Raw genomic sequence first — 17,927 nt, forward strand, 5'->3', positions numbered from 1 at the left:
GCTAGTTTTTAAGATTAGTGATGTAAATAAAAATTGGCATTGCAGCAAATCCTACACAAATAATTACTGAATAAGCAACTCCGAAGATATTAACCCAACGTACAAACTTTGGGTGAAATAAACCTAACGTTCTTACTCCACTCGTAATTCCGTGGATCAAGTGATAACACAATGCTACCATCGCGATAACATATACCACTACTAACCACAGCTCTTGGAATGCTGTAACTACTACTGCGTATAAATCTTTGTTTCCATTAGCATCGATGCCTATTTCTCCAAACTTATACACATACCAAAAGTTTTGAAAATGCAGAACAATAAAGATTAAAACTATTGTCCCTAATACTCCCATATTTCTGCTGTACCATTTACTAGCTCTACCTCTATTATCTTTTTTATAAGTACCTCCAGAAGCCTTGTTCTTAGAAGTAATAATTAAAGCATAGATGGCATGTCCTATAATAGAAGCATATAAAACATAAGAAACCATTTTTACCAATGGATTTCCGGTTAGAAAATGCGAGTACGCATTAAAGCTAAGTCTTGCGTGTTCTGGCTCTAAAAATAACTGTGTATTTCCTAAAAAGTGAATTAATAGGAAAAAGCAAAGAAATAATCCTGTCGCGGCCATTACAATCTTGCGTGAGAGTGTGTTCATCTTTGTACTTTGTTTTTAATAATTAATGAATCCTTATTATTGTTACTAAAAGCCTATTTAGAAAATCAGTACTATATTTTACTTCTATTTATTATGGAGTATTTTTTCGTTTTTACTTCTTTTAGATACATACATTCTACAAGAGTAAAATGTCTTGATACACTCAAAAACATCCTATAAACAATTTTATATTCTAATTTCAAATAGACTCTAATCGTTTTCTTTATTTATATGTTAAAAGTATAATTTTAGTGTTATTTCAAAGATGACATATATCAGCCCTCATTTGGTTTTACTCACTACCTATACACATTAACGTACATCAATATAATATTACAATCAATGTGAACTTGTATTTAAAATTATCAAATATTTTTAACATAAATAACGTTCCTTAAAAAAATAATTAGTTATAATAAAGTATATAATCATTATAAATAGTACTAATACTTCTAAAGAATACGCTGCTCTTTTAACAAAAAAACAAATTCCATACCACAATGCTCTTTTTAACAAATTTAATTAGCACTACAAATAATAATACATCATACTCTTTATGTATTCTTTCAAATAAACACAACTAAATAGTAGTAAAAATCATTATATTCATTTCAGATCCCTAAAAAAGAAATCTATTATATTATTCATAATTTATAAACAGATAAAACCATGAAACCCTCTTATTTACTACATTTAAGTACATATTACATATATTCTAAAAAGTTGCTTAAACTGACTAAATAACTTTCTATAAAAGTTGTAATAAACCTAAATAAGCCTCATTTCTTCTTCTTTTATACACTAAACTGTATTTTCCTATTAATGGTTCATATTAAGAATTTAGTCTAAAAAGAAGTAATTCCTCTCCCGAAGATTACTTTTTCTACCTATCAAACCCTAAAAAGAGCGATTGCAGAATCCTCAATTTTACACTTCTATTTTTCTCTTTCTTTTAAAAGCTGTCATTAGAAGTGTGTTTAAATCAGAATAGGATAATGTAAGTGTATCAATGGAGCTTCTATTCCTATCTAATTTAGATTGAATCATAACATGGAATACAAGAACAGTAAGTGGAGTATAAAAGCACATTTGTTGGACTAACCCATGCTCTGCTCCACCATTATCGAGGTATTGTCCATGTATTGTCGAAGGATCTTCTTATAACACCTTTAAATACTAGGCTTGAGAGCTATTATAGATAAGTGCTAAAAAGAACATAAAACCAATTAACAAACTTATTATTAACCAGTTAACATAATTTCATATCAAAAAAAACACTCCTTATTTTTTATAAAAACAGCTATATATCCTTTATTTCATCTTTAAAATGAAAAAAAAAAGAGTCTAAAAACTATATAATTGGTCTTTTAAGAGGCTATTTTCTACTCAAAAAGAAAAAAATGAGAAGCAATTTTAATAGAATACAAAACTAAAGCACATAAAAAAACAGTAGTACACCAAAGTATACTACTGCTTCATAATATATATTTTCTGATCTATTCCTCTAAGACTGAAGTTCTACTTTAACCTAGGTTGTCGATAGACATCTAAACGAAAAGTAATTATACAAAATAGCTCTGAATTAATGCGTAAAGCATACTATAATATGGTTTAAGAACTAATGAAAGAGATATGAAGTAGAATTACCTTATAGTATTTGACTAATGCGAATCCGGGTTTAAATACTTGACTAGATACTTAGGTACATCCTCGTACCCCTGTCTGAAATAGAAGCGATGTGCATCTGTCCTTCTACTATGGCTGTGGAGTTCTATTCTATCACACCCTCTGCTTTTCGCTAGAGCTGTTACGTGTTCTTCTACTAATCTCCCTACACCCTTACTCCTGATATTCTGATCTACAGTAAAATAACTTATCCTTGCAAAATCACCTTCTAAAGCTATCTGAGGAATAAAGTGTACTGAGATAAAGGCAATGACTTGTCCCTCGTCCTCTACTACTAAGAGCGCCTCTCGTTCACAATTATTCATTTCTGCTATTCTATGGGGCAAAAAACCCAAGGTATTAGGATATCCCATTTGTTCTAAAAGATTAGCAACTACATCAGCATCGTTGATTTCCATCTTTCTTATCTCCATCTCTACTTATTTTTAAAGAAAAGTAACTATTTTAAAAAACAGAGACAATGTTTTTATTCTTTTTTATACGAGCGCGCTCCAGACATACTTGATCCTGCGTCTTTACTCAGATTAGTAAATACTAAACTAGACAGTATCGTGATCAATCCCATAACTAAGAAGGTATATCTAAACACACCTATCTTATCACCTGATTCTGCAATCTGACTGTTCTGAAACAACATCAACACCATCGCTGATAAAGATATTCCTAAACTTACTGCTAACTGCTGTGTCACAGATAGCAGACTGTTTCCTTCACTAGACGTATCTTGGTCTAAATCGGCTAAAGAAATGGTATTCATAGAGGTAAACTGTATCGCGTTAAAAGCACCGTTACCGATCATCAGTAAGATAATTACCCAATAAGGCGTAGTAGGCGTTATAAAGAAGAAACAGCTGATTAACAAGCCTGTCAGTACTGTGTTCGTAATCAACGTACTTCTGTATCCAAAACGTCTTACAATAGGTACTACGAAATTACGAGAAACCAAATTAGACAAGGCTTGTGGAATCATCATCATCCCTGCGTACATCGCTGAGTACCCATATCCTACTTGTAATAATAAAGGGATCATCAATGGCATTCCCCCAATTCCGAAACGTGTAATTAAGTTACCAATCAACCCTAAACGAAGCGTGGTAATCTTAAATAAGCTCAATTTAATCAAAGGTTCTTTTGTCATTCTAGCATAGAATACATAAGCTACTCCCATTAGCATCGCTACAATAAATAGTGTAATTAATTGTACTGATGATATTGTCGGGCTATTCCATTTCTCTATTACTAAAGTTAAGGTAGTCAATCCTCCACTAAACAACACCCATCCCATAAGGTCAAAACGCCCTACCGTATTGGTAAAATTAGGAATGATTTTTCTAGCAAAGAGTACTGCTATCACTCCTACTGGTACATTGATTAGGAATATCCAATGCCAAGACAACTTCTCTACTAAAAAACCTCCTACTGCAGGTCCTAGCATAGGTCCTATCAATCCTGGTATGGTGATAAAGTTAATCACCTTTAACAACTGGTTTTTAGGATAAGCATAGATAAGAGTTAGTCGGGCTACAGGCACCATCATCGCTCCTCCAACAGCCTGAAATATACGTGCTAGAACTAACTGATCTAAGGTAGCTGACATAGAACAGAATACAGAACCTAACGTAAATAGCCCCACTGCTAGGATAAAGATTCTCTTCGTACCAAATCGGTCGGCTAACCACCCACTCAACGGAATCAATAAAGCGACTGTCAATGTATAGGACACGATGATACTCTGCATCCCTAAGGGCGACTCTCCTAAGCTCTTAGCGATAGAGGGTAATCCTGTGTTTAAAATTGTAGCATCTAGTGCTTGCATAAAGATAGCTAGAGCTCCTAGCCATGGCAAATATTTGCGTGTTCTTTCATCTTTTATTACTCCTGCTTGCATTGTATTCTAAATCATTTAGTAATTAATAATTTCTTTTTCACAGTGCAAAATTAGAGTATCTATTCTCATTTATTTAATGAATTAGATAGATATTTTTTATCCTAAATAGGCTTTAAAATGATGAAAAAACAGTAGTTATACCAATTATACATTTCCCTATATCTTTCTTTGTTAATATAGAATTTTTATAGCTATACTATTACTAGATAGATAATTTTTATATTATTTATACTGCAAAATATGATAGACAAACTCTATAATGATTGATAAAAAAATGCTATTACAAGCAAAACACAATAAATAATTTAACCATTACAGGGATAACACCCAATTATTTATGATTTCTCTACCATGAGAAGTAATATATGATTCGGGATGAAACTGTACTCCCTTAATATTATATGTTCTATGGCGAATAGACATGATAACTCCTTCATCACTAAGCGCTACTACCTCTAATTCTTCTGGAAAATCATTAGTCGATAAAGCCCACGAATGATATAACCCTACTGAAACAGGGGTATCTATAGTAGTAAATAAAGTGTCTTCTGTTCTATAATGTAAGGTAGTAGACTGTCCGTGATAGACATAAGACAGATTCTCTAATCTAGCTCCGAAGTACTCTCCGATAGTCTGATGCCCTAGACAAACACCTAAGATTGGTTTGTCTGCTTTATACCTATCTAATATTCGAAACAAGATAGGGTAACTACGAGGTACATCTGGCCCTGGAGATAAAACAAGCATATCAAACTTATCTAAAGATTCTAGAACAACCTCATCGTGAGGAATCACGGTAATATTACAATGTTCATTCTCATCAAAGAGCTGAACCAAATTATAAGTAAACGAGTCATGATTATCTATTATAACAATTTGTTTGATTTCACTCATAAACTATTTTGTACTTTTGAACCTTTAAACTTGATTAAATATGGTGCTCAAAGATACAACTATCTCTCTAATGAACTCATTGGGATCACAGAGAATTCCTTTCCTTTTTATCATTAGCTATGATGGAAAAGACTGTATCATCCAACCCTTAAAAGATATTGATCAAGAAGAAATAAAATATAACTTCAACGGAATAAGCAATACACAACCAAAAGAGCATATCTCTGATCTAAAAATAGAAGCTACTCCCCTTAGTTTTAAGCAATATCAAGAGAAGTTTGATATCGTCAAACAAGAGTTACAGCTAGGGAATACATACCTTATTAACCTCACTGTAGCTACGCCTATATCATCTGAATACACCTTAGAAGATGTGTATCACACTGCTAAAGCTAAGTATAAACTACTGGTAAAAGATCAGTTCACGTGCTTCTCACCTGAGATATTCGTTCAAATCAAGGATAATGCGATATACTCCTATCCTATGAAAGGAACTATAAAAGCTGATATTCCTAATGCAGCTGAGATACTGTTAAACAATCAAAAAGAAACAGCTGAACATTATACAATAGTTGATTTAATCCGAAATGATTTAAACATTGTTTCTAAAAAAGTAAGAGTGAACCGATTTAGATATCTAGATCGATTAGAGACTTCTAAAGGACCTATCTTACAAATGAGTTCTGAGATAGCAGGAGAGCTATCTCCTAATTGGCACCATGGAATAGGAACTATATTTAGCAAACTACTACCTGCTGGCTCTATCACTGGATCTCCTAAAGAAAGTACAGTAAATATAATAGCCAAAGCAGAACAATACGACCGCAATTACTATACTGGAGTATGTGGTATCTATGATGGTGAAAGCGTTGATAGTGCTGTGATGATTCGCTTTATAGAACAACAATCTAATCAACTGGTGTATAAAAGTGGTGGAGGAATAACCTCGTCTAGTGAAGTAGAAAAAGAATACGAAGAGTTACTTCAAAAAATATACATACCTAGTTGATTAATTTCAATTAAAATACAAATCAACTAGTATAAATTCATTTTTATCATTTTTAAAGTGATAAACAACTCTTATTAATAATAGTTAAAAAACAACTCTACTGAGCGAATTTAAATTATTCAATTATCATATTGCACTACTTTTTATTGCATTTTAGTTAATTAAAATCACTAAAAACAAGCACTTTGTCTATTCATAATTGATTATTTTATTTTTATATACATCTTAATTCTGTAAATTACCCCTACCAAAAACTAATTTAATAAAGAATGAAAGATTTGTATAAACAAATCGGTGAATTACTCATCGATCAGAATTACGATGCCTTACATGATCTAAAAATCGAAAAGCCAGAGTACTTTAACTGGGTACAAGAAGTGTATGAAGATATACACGTAAAAGAGACACCTGAGAAGACTGCCCTATTATGGACAGATGGAGAGGTGACTCATCACTACACCTTTCAGACCTTACATGACAGGTATAACCAATTGATTAACTTTTTGCGTTCTAAAGGGATTCAAAAAGATGATGTGATTCTAACACAAATGATGCTACAACGCATTAACTGGGTAACGCATTTAGCTACAATAAAAGCGGGATATCGATTATCACCTGCTGCAAGTATACTAGGTGTAAAAGATCTAGTATACAGATTCCAAAAGATAGCTCCTAAAGTAATACTAGCTGATAGTGACAATGTAGAAAAGATAGATCAAGCAGAGAAAGAATCTGGTATAGTGATCCCTGTAAAGATTATCGTAGATGGACAAAGAGAAGGTTGGTACCCACTGACTGTACTAGATGAACAGAGCAAAGAGGCAAAAGGTGAAATGACTAAACCTGATGATACCCTATTTATGTTCTTTACCTCTGGTACTACTGGAATGCCTAAGATAGTATGCCATACTCAGTTAAGTCAACCTCTTGGGCACCTTACTACTACCTCTTGGATAGGACTTACTAGCAATGATATTCACTATAATATCTCACAACCTGGGTGGGCTAAATTTGCTTGGAGTAGTCTGTTCGCACCTTGGAATGTGGGCGCTACAATATTTGCTTTTGCTACAAAAGAACGCTTCAATGCTGCTAAAACACTAGAGATGATAGAGAAACACGAGGTGACATCTTTATGTGCTCCTCCTACTGTACTGCGTTTCTTTATACAAGAGGATCTGAAGAAATACAACTTTAGCCTAAAGAAATGTGTAGCAGCTGGTGAACCTCTAAACCCTGAGATCATTGAGGAATGGAAAGAAGGAACTGGGTTAGTCGTTAGAGATGGTTTTGGTCAAACAGAAAGTACTTGTATGATCGCTAACTATCCTAATGCTAAGCTAAAATATGGTTCTATGGGTAAACCTACTTTCTTATACGACATTGTCATTGCAGATGATGATGGAAAAGAAGTAGCGATCAATGAGGAAGGGAATATCTGTGTAAGAACAGGTACAGGACAGCTAAACGGGATATTTAAAGAATACTTATACGACAAAGTAAAACAGAGTGAAGTATTTAAACATGGATTATACTACACAGGCGACAAGGCATATAAAGATGAAGATGGTTATATCTGGTTTATCGGTAGAGATGATGATGTGATCAAAGCTTCTGATTACCGCATCGGCCCATTCGAAGTAGAAAGTGTATTATTAGAACATCATGATGTAGTAGAATCTGCTGTAGTAGCAAGTCCTCATCCTGTAAAAGGGTTTGAAGTAAAAGCGTTTATTATCTTAAATGACCATACTAAAGCATCTGTTGAGCTAGCTAACGAATTATTTAAATACTCTCGTGAACATTTAGCACCTTATAAGATGCCTCGTAAAATAGAGTTTGTGACAGAGCTACCAAAGACCATTAGTGGTAAAATAAAGCGTGTAGAACTAAGAGCCTTACAAGCTGAAAGGATTGCCAAAAAACAAGAAGTTGAACTAGAGTTTGACTACGTAAAATAAGAAAAGAGAAAAGGGCTGCCAGATATCTGACAGCCCTCTCTAATTATGAATAAAAAACTTACTATTCTAACGTAAAACTAATAGACACATTAGACACTACTTCTAATTCTCCTAAAGCGATAGTTTGTTCTCCGAAATCCGCTGATGCTTTCATCATTGCCATCGGTCTAACGATAATAGGTGTAGATGCACTGCTATCAGATACTAAAATAGCTTTACCTACTTTTTGCCCTAATGCATTTGCATAATCAGTAGCTTTTTGTTTTGCTTCTTTTACTGCTAGTGTACGAGCTTCTGCTTCATACATTGCTGTCTTAGAAGACTGGAAGTCTACTCCATCGATTCTATTCACTCCAGACTCTGTAAGTCCTACCATTAACTTCTCATACTTAGAGATATCTGTCAATGTAATAGATAAAGTCTGAGATGCTGTAAAATAATCTTTCTTCTCTTCATAGTCTCTAGATTTATAAAGGCTCACACGTTCTGTCTGCATGTCTTTATCTTCTATTTTCATTGATTTTATGTACTTAATGATCGTTGCGATAGCTTTATCATTTGCTTTTTTAGCATCTGCTGCTAAATCAGCTTTATTCTCTACTCCTACTCTAATGACTACTTTATCTGGTGTAACATTTACCTTTCCTACTCCATTTACTTGAATCTGTGGAACAACTACACCGTTGTTATTTTGAGCTACGATAGCTGTTGTTGTCATTAATAATGACGCGAACATAATTGACATTTTTTTCATTTGTGACTTTCTTTTTGCTTTGTTATATTACAAATGTATCTAAAAAACATACTGTAAATAGTACCAAGTTCATAAATAATTGCCAAAAAAAGTCTATTGAATCCTTTTGCTTCGATACATTCCCACTAAAATCAGTACAGGGATTAGCAATATTGCTATTAATTTAAATTCTGTTTGGATCAAGATAGGGTACTTTAATACAATCAATATTAAACCTGCTAATGCTCCTCCAATATGTGCTGTATGGCCAATACCATCACTATTCTTCTTCATTCCATAAAGTGAGTACAGTAAATACCCTACTGCAAATATATAAGCAGGAATAGGAATCGGTATAAAGAACATATACAGACTCATAGAAGGATTAAGCATAATAGACGCATATAATACTCCCATAATAGCTCCTGATGCCCCTACTGCTCTGTAATGAGGTTGGTTCTTATAAAACTGATAGGTCAATATATTTCCTACCAATAAACTTGCAACATAGACTATCAAGAAGTATAATACTCCTGAAACATGGATAATAATATCTGCAAAAAAATACAGGGTCAACATATTAAATGCGAAGTGCATCCAGTCAACGTGTAAGAAACCTGATGTTATGAAACGATAGCGCTCTCCTCTATTAATTTGATTAATATCAAAGCAATACTTATTAAAAAAGCTAAAATCATTTAGCCCTTTGTAAGTAACAAGTCCATTTAACCCCAAAAGAATTAGGGTAACCGTAGATATATCCATATAAAAATATTTGGTTAAAAATAAAGAATTGTTCGCTACTCGCCTATTAAATTTGTGTTAGATTATGGTATTAAACTATCTTTGCACAAAATCAAACAGAATGAATTTCCTTATATATATAATTGTTTACCCTATAATATGGCTAATCTCTAAGATGCCTTTCCCTATATTTTACTTTATCTCGGATATCTTCTATGTATTGTTATATAAAGTTGTCGGATACAGAAAGAAAACAGTGAGAGAGAATATTAGAATGACTATGCCTCACCTCTCTGAAAAGGAGGTTCAAAAAGTAGAGAAAGAATCCTTTAGACATTTATGTGATATCTTCTTAGAAATGATCAAAACATTTACTATCTCTGAAGAAGAACTTAAAAAGAGATTTACCTTTACGAATTTAGATACTGTCTTAGAAGTAGAGAAACAAGGAAAGAGTGTCATGCTATTCTGTGCACATTATGCTAACTGGGAGTGGATCATCATCTTAGATCGCTTTATTCAATTCCAAGGTTATGCTGTCTATAAGAGAATTGCAAATCCTTACTTCGATAAGTTAATTAAGAAGATTCGTTCTCGCTTTAACACCGTACTTGTCGAAATGAAGGAAACCATCAAGGTAATCAGACAAAATGAAGTGAATAAAAACCATGGTGTCTATGCTTTTATTAGTGATCAATCTCCTATGGTGAGTAAAGCCAATTGTTGGCAAGACTTTATGGGGATAGAAGTTCCCGTATTTACAGGAGGAGAAGCACTGTGTAAGAAATTCGATATGGTACCTATGTATCTTAAAGTAGAATATGTTAAACGCGGGCATTATAAGACAACTTTTGTTCCTTTATTAAAAGAAGGAGAAGCACTAGAGGATGTTCCTAATTATGAATTGACTCATCGATTCTTAGGTGAATTAGAGAAGCAAATTATAGAAGCGCCTTCATACTACTTCTGGACACATAAGCGATGGAAACACCAAGGCAAAAAACCTGCTAATATCAAATAGTAATATCATCAAATCCTTTCTAATTAGAAAGGATTTTTTATTTACAATAAAAGTAAGTCCACATCGCTAATATCATTGTAAATTATTACATTAGTACATTATAAGTATTCTAATTTTTTATGAAATACATCAAATTATTAATTAAGATAATCTTAATTTCAATCTCTACTTTAGGGATATGTGTTATTATTTATTTTTTAGCTGCCAGAGGACTTTCGAATATTACAGTAAATGAGATACAAGAAGAACCTCAAGAATTCACCATGTACCTTACCACTAATGGTATGCATACAGACTTCGTGTTTCCTGTTAAATCAGATTTAATTGATTGGAGTAAAGAGCTAAAATTCGAACATACAAAAGAACAACGTAGAAACTTCGCTTATATCGCATTAGGTTGGGGAGATAAAGGATTCTTTTTAGACGTAGAGGATTGGGATAACGTAAAACCAGGTATAGCTATCAATGCTGTCTTTGGGTTAGGAACTACTGCAATACACTCTACTTACTTATCTAATATAGAACTAGACGAAAATACAATAGAGGTGAAATTATCCAAACAACAGTACCAGATACTCATCGATTACATCGTATCTTCGTTTAAACGAGATACAGATAACAATATAATTAATATCAAAACTGATAAAGCATACGGATTAAACGATTCTTTTTATGAAGGAGAAGGAAAGTATAGCTTCTTATATACATGCAATACTTGGGCTAATTCTGGTCTAAAAAAAGCTAAGATGAAAGCTTGCTTATGGACTCCCTTCCAAGAAGGTATCTTTAGAAAATATAATTTGTAAACATCTTTTATATCGGAATGAGGATTTCCGTATAGTTTTATTATAAAGGTGTAGTACCTTTGTTCATGCGCTAGGTAAGTGATTCTGTACTAAGTATACTACTATACAGAATTCAATAAATACTTATTATACAAATAAAGGGAACCGATTTGGTTCCCTTTGTTATTTGCTATAATTCTATAGTTATATTCCAGCAATCACTTTTAACTCGTCTATCATACGCAAAGCTAAACTGTCTGCATCTTCTTGTGTTCCTGCTTCCGTATATATACGAATAATAGGCTCTGTATTAGACTTTCTTAGATGTACCCATGACGAAGGGAAGTCTATCTTCACACCATCAACTGTAGATACTTCTTGATTTTTATAATTTTCAGCGATCTGTTCTAAGATCATATCTACATTTAACTTAGGCGTAAGTTCTATCTTATTCTTACTCATATAATACTGAGGATAAGAAGCTCTTAACTCTGCTACAGTCATATCTAAGTTAGACAAATGTGTTAAGAATAAAGCTACACCTACGATAGAATCACGTCCATAATGTGTCTCTGGATAAATGATACCTCCATTACCTTCTCCTCCGATTATTGCATTAGTAGCCTTCATCATTTCTACTACATTTACTTCTCCTACAGCTGATGCATTATAAGTACCTCCATGTTTCTGAGTAATATCTCTTAATGCACGTGATGATGATAAGTTAGACACTGTGTTACCAGGTGTTTTACTTAATACATAATCTGCTACTGCTACTAAAGTGTACTCTTCTCCAAACATTTCGCCATCATTAGAAATAAAAGCTAAACGATCAACATCTGGATCAACTACTACACCGAAGTCTGCATTCTCTTTTTTCACTAAGGCACAGATATCACCTAAGTGCTCTTTTAGAGGTTCTGGATTATGAGGGAAGTGTCCTGTTGGATCACAATAAAGCTCTACTACCTCTACTCCTAATTTTCTCAATAAAGCAGGAATAATAATTCCTCCAGATGAGTTAACAGCATCTACTACTACCTTAAACTTACGTTTCTTAATAGCTTCAACATCTACTAACTTTAGTTTTAATATCTCCTCTATATGGATGTCCATATAGTTATCTTTATGTTCTATAGTCCCTAAACTATCTACATCTGCAAAATCAAATGCATCTTTCTCAGCAATTTCTAAAATGATTTGCCCTTCAGCACCACTTAGAAACTCTCCTTTACTGTTCAATAATTTTAGAGCATTCCATTGTTTTGGGTTATGAGAAGCAGTTAAGATAATACCTCCATCTGCTTGCTCTAATGGAACAGCTATCTCTACAGTAGGCGTAGTAGATAAACCTAAGTCTATTACATGAATACCTAACCCAACTAAAGTATTTACTACCAAATTATGAATCATAGGTCCTGAGATACGAGCATCTCTACCAATCACTACTTTTAAACTTTCTTTATTTGAGTTGTTTTTAAGGAATGTTCCATAAGCTGATGCAAATTTCACTGCATCAATTGGAGTAAGATTATCCCCTACTTTTCCTCCTATAGTACCACGTATACCAGATATAGATTTAATCAATGTCATAATTACATATTTTTTATTAACACAAAGATATAGAATTATAGGTGGGACAGCCTGAACAATTTTGTAAAATACCGTATTTTTATAGTCAAAATGAGATTATGAACTTCTTAGCCCATATATACCTCTCTGGGGATGACACTTTACTTAAAATAGGAAACTTTGTAGCGGATAGTATTCGAGGAAAAGACTACATCAATTATCCTACTAAAATTCAACAAGGTGTAATCTTACATCGAGAAATAGATACTTATACAGATGCTCATGAAATCTGGAGAAAAAGTAAAAAACTTATTGTACCCCAATACAACCATTACGCCGCTGTTCTAATAGATATGTACTACGATCACTTTCTAGCTAAAAATTGGAATCAATACAGTTCTATCCCATTAGAAGAATATGCTCAACGTTTCTATACCGAATTACAAGAGAACTTTACTGCCCTACCTGTTAAGGTTCAAAACTTCTTACATATTATGCTTGAAGAAAATTGGCTTGTAAAATATCGTTCTATAGAAGGGTTAAGATATATACTGACACAAATGGATCGTAGAACGAAAGGAGTCTCTAAGATGTCTTTTGCTACAACAGAACTAGTAGAACATTATGATACATTCGAAGAGCATTTCTCTACTTTCTTTACAGAATTACAAAAACATTTAATTGATTTTAAAAAAACAGAGCGTTACTTATTAAAATAATATCTTATCTTATATCTTTCTATTATCACGAATAACAAAACTAGATAATTATTACCAAAAGGGTTTTCTTTTACATTATTTTTGCAATATGAAAATTATAAATCCCAAGAAAATAAAGTACTACGCTGGTCAAGTGTTTAAGTATGCTGAAGGAATACTATTCTTCCTGAAGTCTATCTTAAGCAATAGGCAGTTTTTATATTTCTCTTGCGTCTTAGTAGGGGCATCATCTGCTATTGCTGTTACAGTTTTGAAGTACTTTGCTCACAATGTATTTAAACTTGCTACCTATATAGACAACATCTCTCATCTACCTTATATGAACAGTATTCTACCTATTATAGGTATTTTACTTACCGTATTCGTTGTTAGAAAATTTCTAAATGGATCTATTGAGAAAGGTACATATCAGATCATGATTGCTGTTGCTAAGAAGTCTGGTATTATGCCACGTAAGCAGATGTACTCACAGATTATCACAAGTTCTTTGACTGTAGGTATGGGAGGTTCGTTAGGTCTTGAATCTCCAATTGCTATTACAGGGGCTGCTTTTGGTTCTAATTATGCTCAGAACTATAAGCTTAATTACAAAGATCGAATACTATTATTAGGTTGTGGTGTAGCTGCTGGAGTATCAGCTGCTTTTAATGCGCCGATAGCTGGTGTTCTTTTTGCTATAGAAATTATCTTAGTTGATGTTTCTGTATCTGCTTTTATACCTATTATGATTTCTGCTGCTACAGGTACTATTGTAACGAACTTAATTATCAAAGAAGACATTTTACTTTCTTTTAAAAATCAGTTGGTATTTGATACAGGTAACACAGCTTACTATATTTTACTAGGTATTTTATCTGGTTTCTTTTGTGTATATCATGCTAGAATGTTCCGAAAGACAGAACACTATATATCAAGTATGAAGTTTGGTGCTTATAAGAAAGCATTAATAGGGGCTTCTATGTTAGCAGTCTTAATTTTTCTCTTTCCTACACTTTTTGGTGAGGGATATGAAAGCATTAAAATACTAACTAGTGATGCACCACAGTCTATTCTAAATAATACTTTGTTAGCTGATTTTTCTAATAAACAATGGGTATTATTACTCTTTGTTGGAGGGGCAGCATTAGTAAAAACTTATGCTGTAGGATTAACAATGGGAAGTGGAGGAAATGGAGGTAACTTCGCTCCTTCTCTATTCGTAGGTTCTTATCTTGGTTTTACTCTAGCCAAACTATTACAGTTATTAGGTATAAAGGAGATTCCTGTTCAAAACTTCACAGTAGTAGGAATGGCAGCTGTAATCAGTGGATTGTTTCATGCTCCTCTGACAGGTATTTTCTTAATTGCAGAAATAACAGGAGGATATGGATTAATGGTTCCTCTATTAATCGTATCATCTATTAGCTTTGCAATCTCTAAGCACATGGAAAAATACTCTATGGATATTAAATCTATAGCTACAACGGGGATGGTCTTCACTTCTGATAAAGATTCTAATATATTATCAACTATAATAGCAAGTGATTATATTAAAAATGATATTAAGACTTTAACACCACAACACACTACCGCAGCTGTTGTAGATATTTTTGCAAATACTAAACAGACCTTTATTCCTATACTAGATAGTGAACAAAAAATCATTGGTATCGTTAACCTTGATAGTGTAAGACCTATTATATTCAGTGAGTTTCAAACCAAATTCACACCTATTAAAGACCTAATAGAAACACCTATAATTGTATCTAAAAACGATTCTTCTAAAATCATTATGCAGACTTTAGAAACTAACAACTTAGAATTTGTACTAGTACAAGAAAACAAAAAATATATAGGATATCTAATTAAAGCAGAATTACTTAAAGCATATCGTATCAACCTAAAGTCACTGTTATTAGAATAAAAAAGGGTTCCTTATTGAAGGAACCCTTTTTATTTTAAGTATGTATTTTTTTTTGTTTCACAAATTTTGAAATAGAACAACAAAACAACAAAACCAAATCCCTTTTTAAGTAGCCAGCTCAAAAGAAATTAAAATAAAAAATCTATTTCAGAAACAAAACACATAACTGATTGAATTACTTCGCCTTTGTAATTCTCTAACAAAGATAAAATAATATTGTATAGTAAAAAGAGAGATCCTTTGTTTTTAACAACTATTATCCCAAATAGATACTTTGCCACTATCCGTCTTCTAAATAAGCCGTTTTAAATACATTTCATAAATAAAATGAAAGTTTTGTTAAACACTCTTCAACCTTCGTTGTACAATTCTTACATTTACATAATAATGTATTTATTATCAAATATTACTATAGTTATGTATATTAAAAGGTATTTCCTTTATTGTATACATACTTTAATTCAAATTACGTTTATTCATGCAAAATGATTTCGTTAGAGAGATACTGACACAAAATGAAAGTTCACAATCATTCTTAGACAAACAAAGAATTGAAAAATTCACTGATACGTTATTTCATTTTCTATTTCAATTAGAAGATAAAAAATACTTATCAGAAGAAGCTATCAATATCCGTTTATCTACACTAAAGTTAGAGTTACTTTCTATTGTATTTAAAATTAATAATGATGTAGATAAGTCTCAAAAAATAGCTAATGACTTTTTCGAAGCTTTACCACATATTTTCTTTACACTTAAAACAGATGCGCAAGCTATTTTAGAAAATGACCCTGCAGCTACTTGTTTACAAGAAGTATACATAGCTTACCCAGGATTTTATGCGATTGCTATTTATCGTTTTGCACATCAACTACACACACAGAAAGTAGTGCTATTACCAAGAATATGGACAGAACATGCACATAGTAAGACAGGTATTGATATTCATCCTGCTGCTATCATTGGATCTCATTTCTGCATAGACCATGGAACGGGTATCGTGATAGGAGAAACTTGTGTTATTGGTCAAAACGTAAAAATATATCAAGGTGTTACTTTAGGAGCTATTTCTGTATCTAAGGACAAAGCAAATACAAGAAGACACCCATATATTGAAGATAATGTTATTATTTATTCTGGTGCAACTATATTAGGAGGTGATACTATTATAGGTCATGATACTGTAATAGGTGGTAATGTATGGTTAACCAAAAGTGTAAAGCCTAACTCTATAATGTATAGTAAAAGTAAAAGCTATTCTAAAGATCAAGAAAATTATCCTGAACCAATTAATTTCATAATTTAATTAATCAAAAAAATCTAAGAATCATGAAAATAAATAGTGTACTTGAGGCAATAGGAAATACCCCTCATATTAAAATAAACAAGTTATTTCCAAATGATATTAATGTTTGGATTAAACTAGAGAAACAAAATCCAGGAGGAAGTTTAAAAGACCGTATTGCCTTAGCTATGATTGAAGATGCTGAAGCAAAAGGGTTAATCAATAAAGACACTACTATTATAGAGCCTACTTCAGGAAACACTGGAGTTGGTCTAGCTATGACCTGTGCTGTTAAAGGTTATAAATTAATCCTAGTAATGCCTGAGTCAATGAGTATCGAACGCAGAAAGCTTATGGCTGCTTATGGAGCTAAATTTGTCCTAACGCCAAAAGAATTAGGAACATCTGGTTCTGTATCTAAAGCAACTGAACTAGCAGAAGAAATGGAGAACGCATGGGTACCTCAACAGTTTAACAACTTAGCAAACCCAGAAGTACACCGTAAAACAACTGCTCTAGAAATCATCAATGACTTCCCTGAAGGTATTGACTATCTAATCACTGGAGTAGGAACAGGTGGACACATCACTGGAGTAGCAGAAGAGTTAAAAAAAGTTTTTCCTAAATTAAAAGTGTTTGCTGTAGAACCTGAAAACTCTCCTGTCTTAAGTGGAGGAAAACCAGGTCCACACCCATTACAAGGTATTGGTGCAGGATTTATACCTAAAGTAGTGAATACAGATATCTTTGATGGTATTATCACTATAGGTAAAGAAGAAGCGTATGCTTATACTAATAAAATTGCTAGTCAAGAAGGTATTTTGGCTGGTATTTCTACAGGTACATCTTTAGCTGCTATTGCTAAAAAATTACCAGAAATAGAAAAAGGAGCTACTATTTTAACCTTCAACTATGATACAGGAGAAAGATATTGGTCTGTTTCTGAATTATTTGATGAAAAAGCAGCAGAAATAAAGTAATTATTATTCATACGATCTATATCAAGGGAGTTTAATCATAAACTCCCTTTTTGTTTTTCGTTTCTGTTTATTTAACAATTTTTAAA

The 17,927-nt window shown here is 32.7% G+C and carries 15 protein-coding genes; 8 read left to right on the forward strand and 7 right to left on the reverse strand.

Features of this window, described 5'->3' with window-relative positions:
- Window position 1: 1 nt before the first annotated feature.
- The 4 genes from MODO_RS14215 to MODO_RS14230 all read right to left on the reverse strand — a co-directional run bounded on the left by MODO_RS14215 (window position 2) and on the right by MODO_RS14230 (window position 5,129).
- Window positions 2–661 (reverse strand): succinate dehydrogenase cytochrome b subunit, encoded by a 660-nt coding sequence (locus tag MODO_RS14215; RefSeq protein WP_006258447.1) that lies wholly within the window; start codon window positions 659–661, stop codon window positions 2–4.
- 1,661 nt (window positions 662–2,322) lie between these two features.
- Window positions 2,323–2,760, reverse strand: a complete 438-nt coding sequence (locus MODO_RS14220) for a GNAT family N-acetyltransferase (RefSeq protein ID WP_006258448.1) — start codon at window positions 2,758–2,760, stop codon at window positions 2,323–2,325.
- A gap of 53 nt (window positions 2,761–2,813) precedes the next feature.
- Window positions 2,814–4,235 carry a multidrug transporter subunit MdtD gene (gene mdtD / locus MODO_RS14225; RefSeq protein ID WP_059051227.1) on the reverse strand — a complete coding sequence of 474 codons (1,422 nt, stop codon included), beginning with the start codon at window positions 4,233–4,235 and terminating at the stop codon, window positions 2,814–2,816.
- Window positions 4,236–4,547: 312 nt separating this feature from the next.
- Window positions 4,548–5,129, reverse strand: a complete 582-nt coding sequence (locus MODO_RS14230) for an anthranilate synthase component II (protein WP_006261693.1) — start codon at window positions 5,127–5,129, stop codon at window positions 4,548–4,550.
- Window positions 5,130–5,169: 40 nt separating this feature from the next.
- On the opposite strand from MODO_RS14230, the gene MODO_RS14235 reads away from it, so the two are divergent.
- A complete protein-coding gene (locus MODO_RS14235) occupies window positions 5,170–6,138 on the forward strand; it encodes an aminodeoxychorismate synthase component I (RefSeq protein WP_059051229.1) in 969 nt (322 codons plus the stop codon).
- Between the two features lie 269 nt (window positions 6,139–6,407).
- Window positions 6,408–8,099 carry an acetate--CoA ligase gene (locus MODO_RS14240; protein ID WP_058699713.1) on the forward strand — a complete coding sequence of 564 codons (1,692 nt, stop codon included), beginning with the start codon at window positions 6,408–6,410 and terminating at the stop codon, window positions 8,097–8,099.
- Window positions 8,100–8,160: 61 nt separating this feature from the next.
- Here MODO_RS14240 and MODO_RS14245 read toward each other — a convergent pair whose 3' ends face one another.
- Both MODO_RS14245 and MODO_RS14250 read right to left on the reverse strand, forming a co-directional pair.
- Window positions 8,161–8,853 (reverse strand): SIMPL domain-containing protein, encoded by a 693-nt coding sequence (locus MODO_RS14245; protein WP_016648996.1) that lies wholly within the window; start codon window positions 8,851–8,853, stop codon window positions 8,161–8,163.
- Window positions 8,854–8,946: 93 nt separating this feature from the next.
- Window positions 8,947–9,597, reverse strand: coding sequence for a rhomboid family intramembrane serine protease (locus MODO_RS14250; RefSeq protein WP_006258454.1), 651 nt, complete (start codon window positions 9,595–9,597; stop codon window positions 8,947–8,949).
- 100 nt (window positions 9,598–9,697) lie between these two features.
- Here MODO_RS14250 and MODO_RS14255 point away from each other — a divergent pair, with 100 nt between their 5' ends.
- Together MODO_RS14255 and MODO_RS14260 are read left to right on the forward strand one after the other, a co-directional pair.
- Window positions 9,698–10,597: a lysophospholipid acyltransferase family protein gene (locus MODO_RS14255; RefSeq protein ID WP_006258455.1), complete on the forward strand. Its 900-nt coding sequence runs from the start codon at window positions 9,698–9,700 to the stop codon at window positions 10,595–10,597.
- Window positions 10,598–10,716: 119 nt separating this feature from the next.
- Window positions 10,717–11,403, forward strand: coding sequence for a TIGR02117 family protein (locus tag MODO_RS14260; protein WP_059051231.1), 687 nt, complete (start codon window positions 10,717–10,719; stop codon window positions 11,401–11,403).
- A gap of 183 nt (window positions 11,404–11,586) precedes the next feature.
- Here MODO_RS14260 and glmM read toward each other — a convergent pair whose 3' ends face one another.
- Window positions 11,587–12,975, reverse strand: a complete 1,389-nt coding sequence (gene glmM / locus MODO_RS14265) for a phosphoglucosamine mutase (RefSeq protein ID WP_006258457.1) — start codon at window positions 12,973–12,975, stop codon at window positions 11,587–11,589.
- A gap of 98 nt (window positions 12,976–13,073) precedes the next feature.
- On the opposite strand from glmM, the gene MODO_RS14270 reads away from it, so the two are divergent.
- The 4 genes from MODO_RS14270 (at window position 13,074) to cysK (ending at window position 17,841) form a co-directional block, all read left to right on the forward strand.
- Entirely contained in the window at window positions 13,074–13,673 is a 600-nt protein-coding gene (locus tag MODO_RS14270; RefSeq protein ID WP_006258458.1) for an acyl carrier protein phosphodiesterase, read from the forward strand.
- Window positions 13,674–13,761: 88 nt separating this feature from the next.
- Window positions 13,762–15,576, forward strand: a complete 1,815-nt coding sequence (locus MODO_RS14275; RefSeq protein ID WP_006258459.1) for a chloride channel protein — start codon at window positions 13,762–13,764, stop codon at window positions 15,574–15,576.
- A 478-nt stretch (window positions 15,577–16,054) separates the two neighbouring features.
- The gene (locus MODO_RS14280; RefSeq protein WP_006258460.1) at window positions 16,055–16,882 is read left to right on the forward strand and encodes a serine O-acetyltransferase; all 828 of its coding nucleotides are present in this window, start codon (window positions 16,055–16,057) and stop codon (window positions 16,880–16,882) included.
- A gap of 23 nt (window positions 16,883–16,905) precedes the next feature.
- On the forward strand, window positions 16,906–17,841 hold the full coding sequence (gene cysK, locus MODO_RS14285; RefSeq protein ID WP_006258461.1) for a cysteine synthase A: 936 nt from the start codon (window positions 16,906–16,908) through the stop codon (window positions 17,839–17,841).
- The last annotated feature ends 86 nt before the right edge of the window (window positions 17,842–17,927 follow it).

The sequence above is a fragment of the Myroides odoratimimus genome, from assembly GCF_001485415.1.
GTDB lineage: Bacteria > Bacteroidota > Bacteroidia > Flavobacteriales > Flavobacteriaceae > Flavobacterium > Flavobacterium odoratimimum.

Bases quoted from the DNA above. Each gene is read 5' to 3' on its own strand.
- MODO_RS14215 (WP_006258447.1), bottom strand. From the start codon at position 661: ATGAACACACTCTCACGCAAGATTGTAATGGCCGCGACAGGATTATTT.
- MODO_RS14220 (WP_006258448.1), bottom strand. From the start codon at position 2,760: ATGGAGATAAGAAAGATGGAAATCAACGATGCTGATGTAGTTGCTAAT.
- mdtD (WP_059051227.1), bottom strand. From the start codon at position 4,235: ATGCAAGCAGGAGTAATAAAAGATGAAAGAACACGCAAATATTTGCCA.
- MODO_RS14230 (WP_006261693.1), bottom strand. From the start codon at position 5,129: ATGAGTGAAATCAAACAAATTGTTATAATAGATAATCATGACTCGTTT.
- MODO_RS14235 (WP_059051229.1), top strand. From the start codon at position 5,170: ATGGTGCTCAAAGATACAACTATCTCTCTAATGAACTCATTGGGATCA.
- MODO_RS14240 (WP_058699713.1), top strand. From the start codon at position 6,408: ATGAAAGATTTGTATAAACAAATCGGTGAATTACTCATCGATCAGAAT.
- MODO_RS14245 (WP_016648996.1), bottom strand. From the start codon at position 8,853: ATGAAAAAAATGTCAATTATGTTCGCGTCATTATTAATGACAACAACA.
- MODO_RS14250 (WP_006258454.1), bottom strand. From the start codon at position 9,597: ATGGATATATCTACGGTTACCCTAATTCTTTTGGGGTTAAATGGACTT.
- MODO_RS14255 (WP_006258455.1), top strand. From the start codon at position 9,698: ATGAATTTCCTTATATATATAATTGTTTACCCTATAATATGGCTAATC.
- MODO_RS14260 (WP_059051231.1), top strand. From the start codon at position 10,717: ATGAAATACATCAAATTATTAATTAAGATAATCTTAATTTCAATCTCT.
- glmM (WP_006258457.1), bottom strand. From the start codon at position 12,975: ATGACATTGATTAAATCTATATCTGGTATACGTGGTACTATAGGAGGA.
- MODO_RS14270 (WP_006258458.1), top strand. From the start codon at position 13,074: ATGAACTTCTTAGCCCATATATACCTCTCTGGGGATGACACTTTACTT.
- MODO_RS14275 (WP_006258459.1), top strand. From the start codon at position 13,762: ATGAAAATTATAAATCCCAAGAAAATAAAGTACTACGCTGGTCAAGTG.
- MODO_RS14280 (WP_006258460.1), top strand. From the start codon at position 16,055: ATGCAAAATGATTTCGTTAGAGAGATACTGACACAAAATGAAAGTTCA.
- cysK (WP_006258461.1), top strand. From the start codon at position 16,906: ATGAAAATAAATAGTGTACTTGAGGCAATAGGAAATACCCCTCATATT.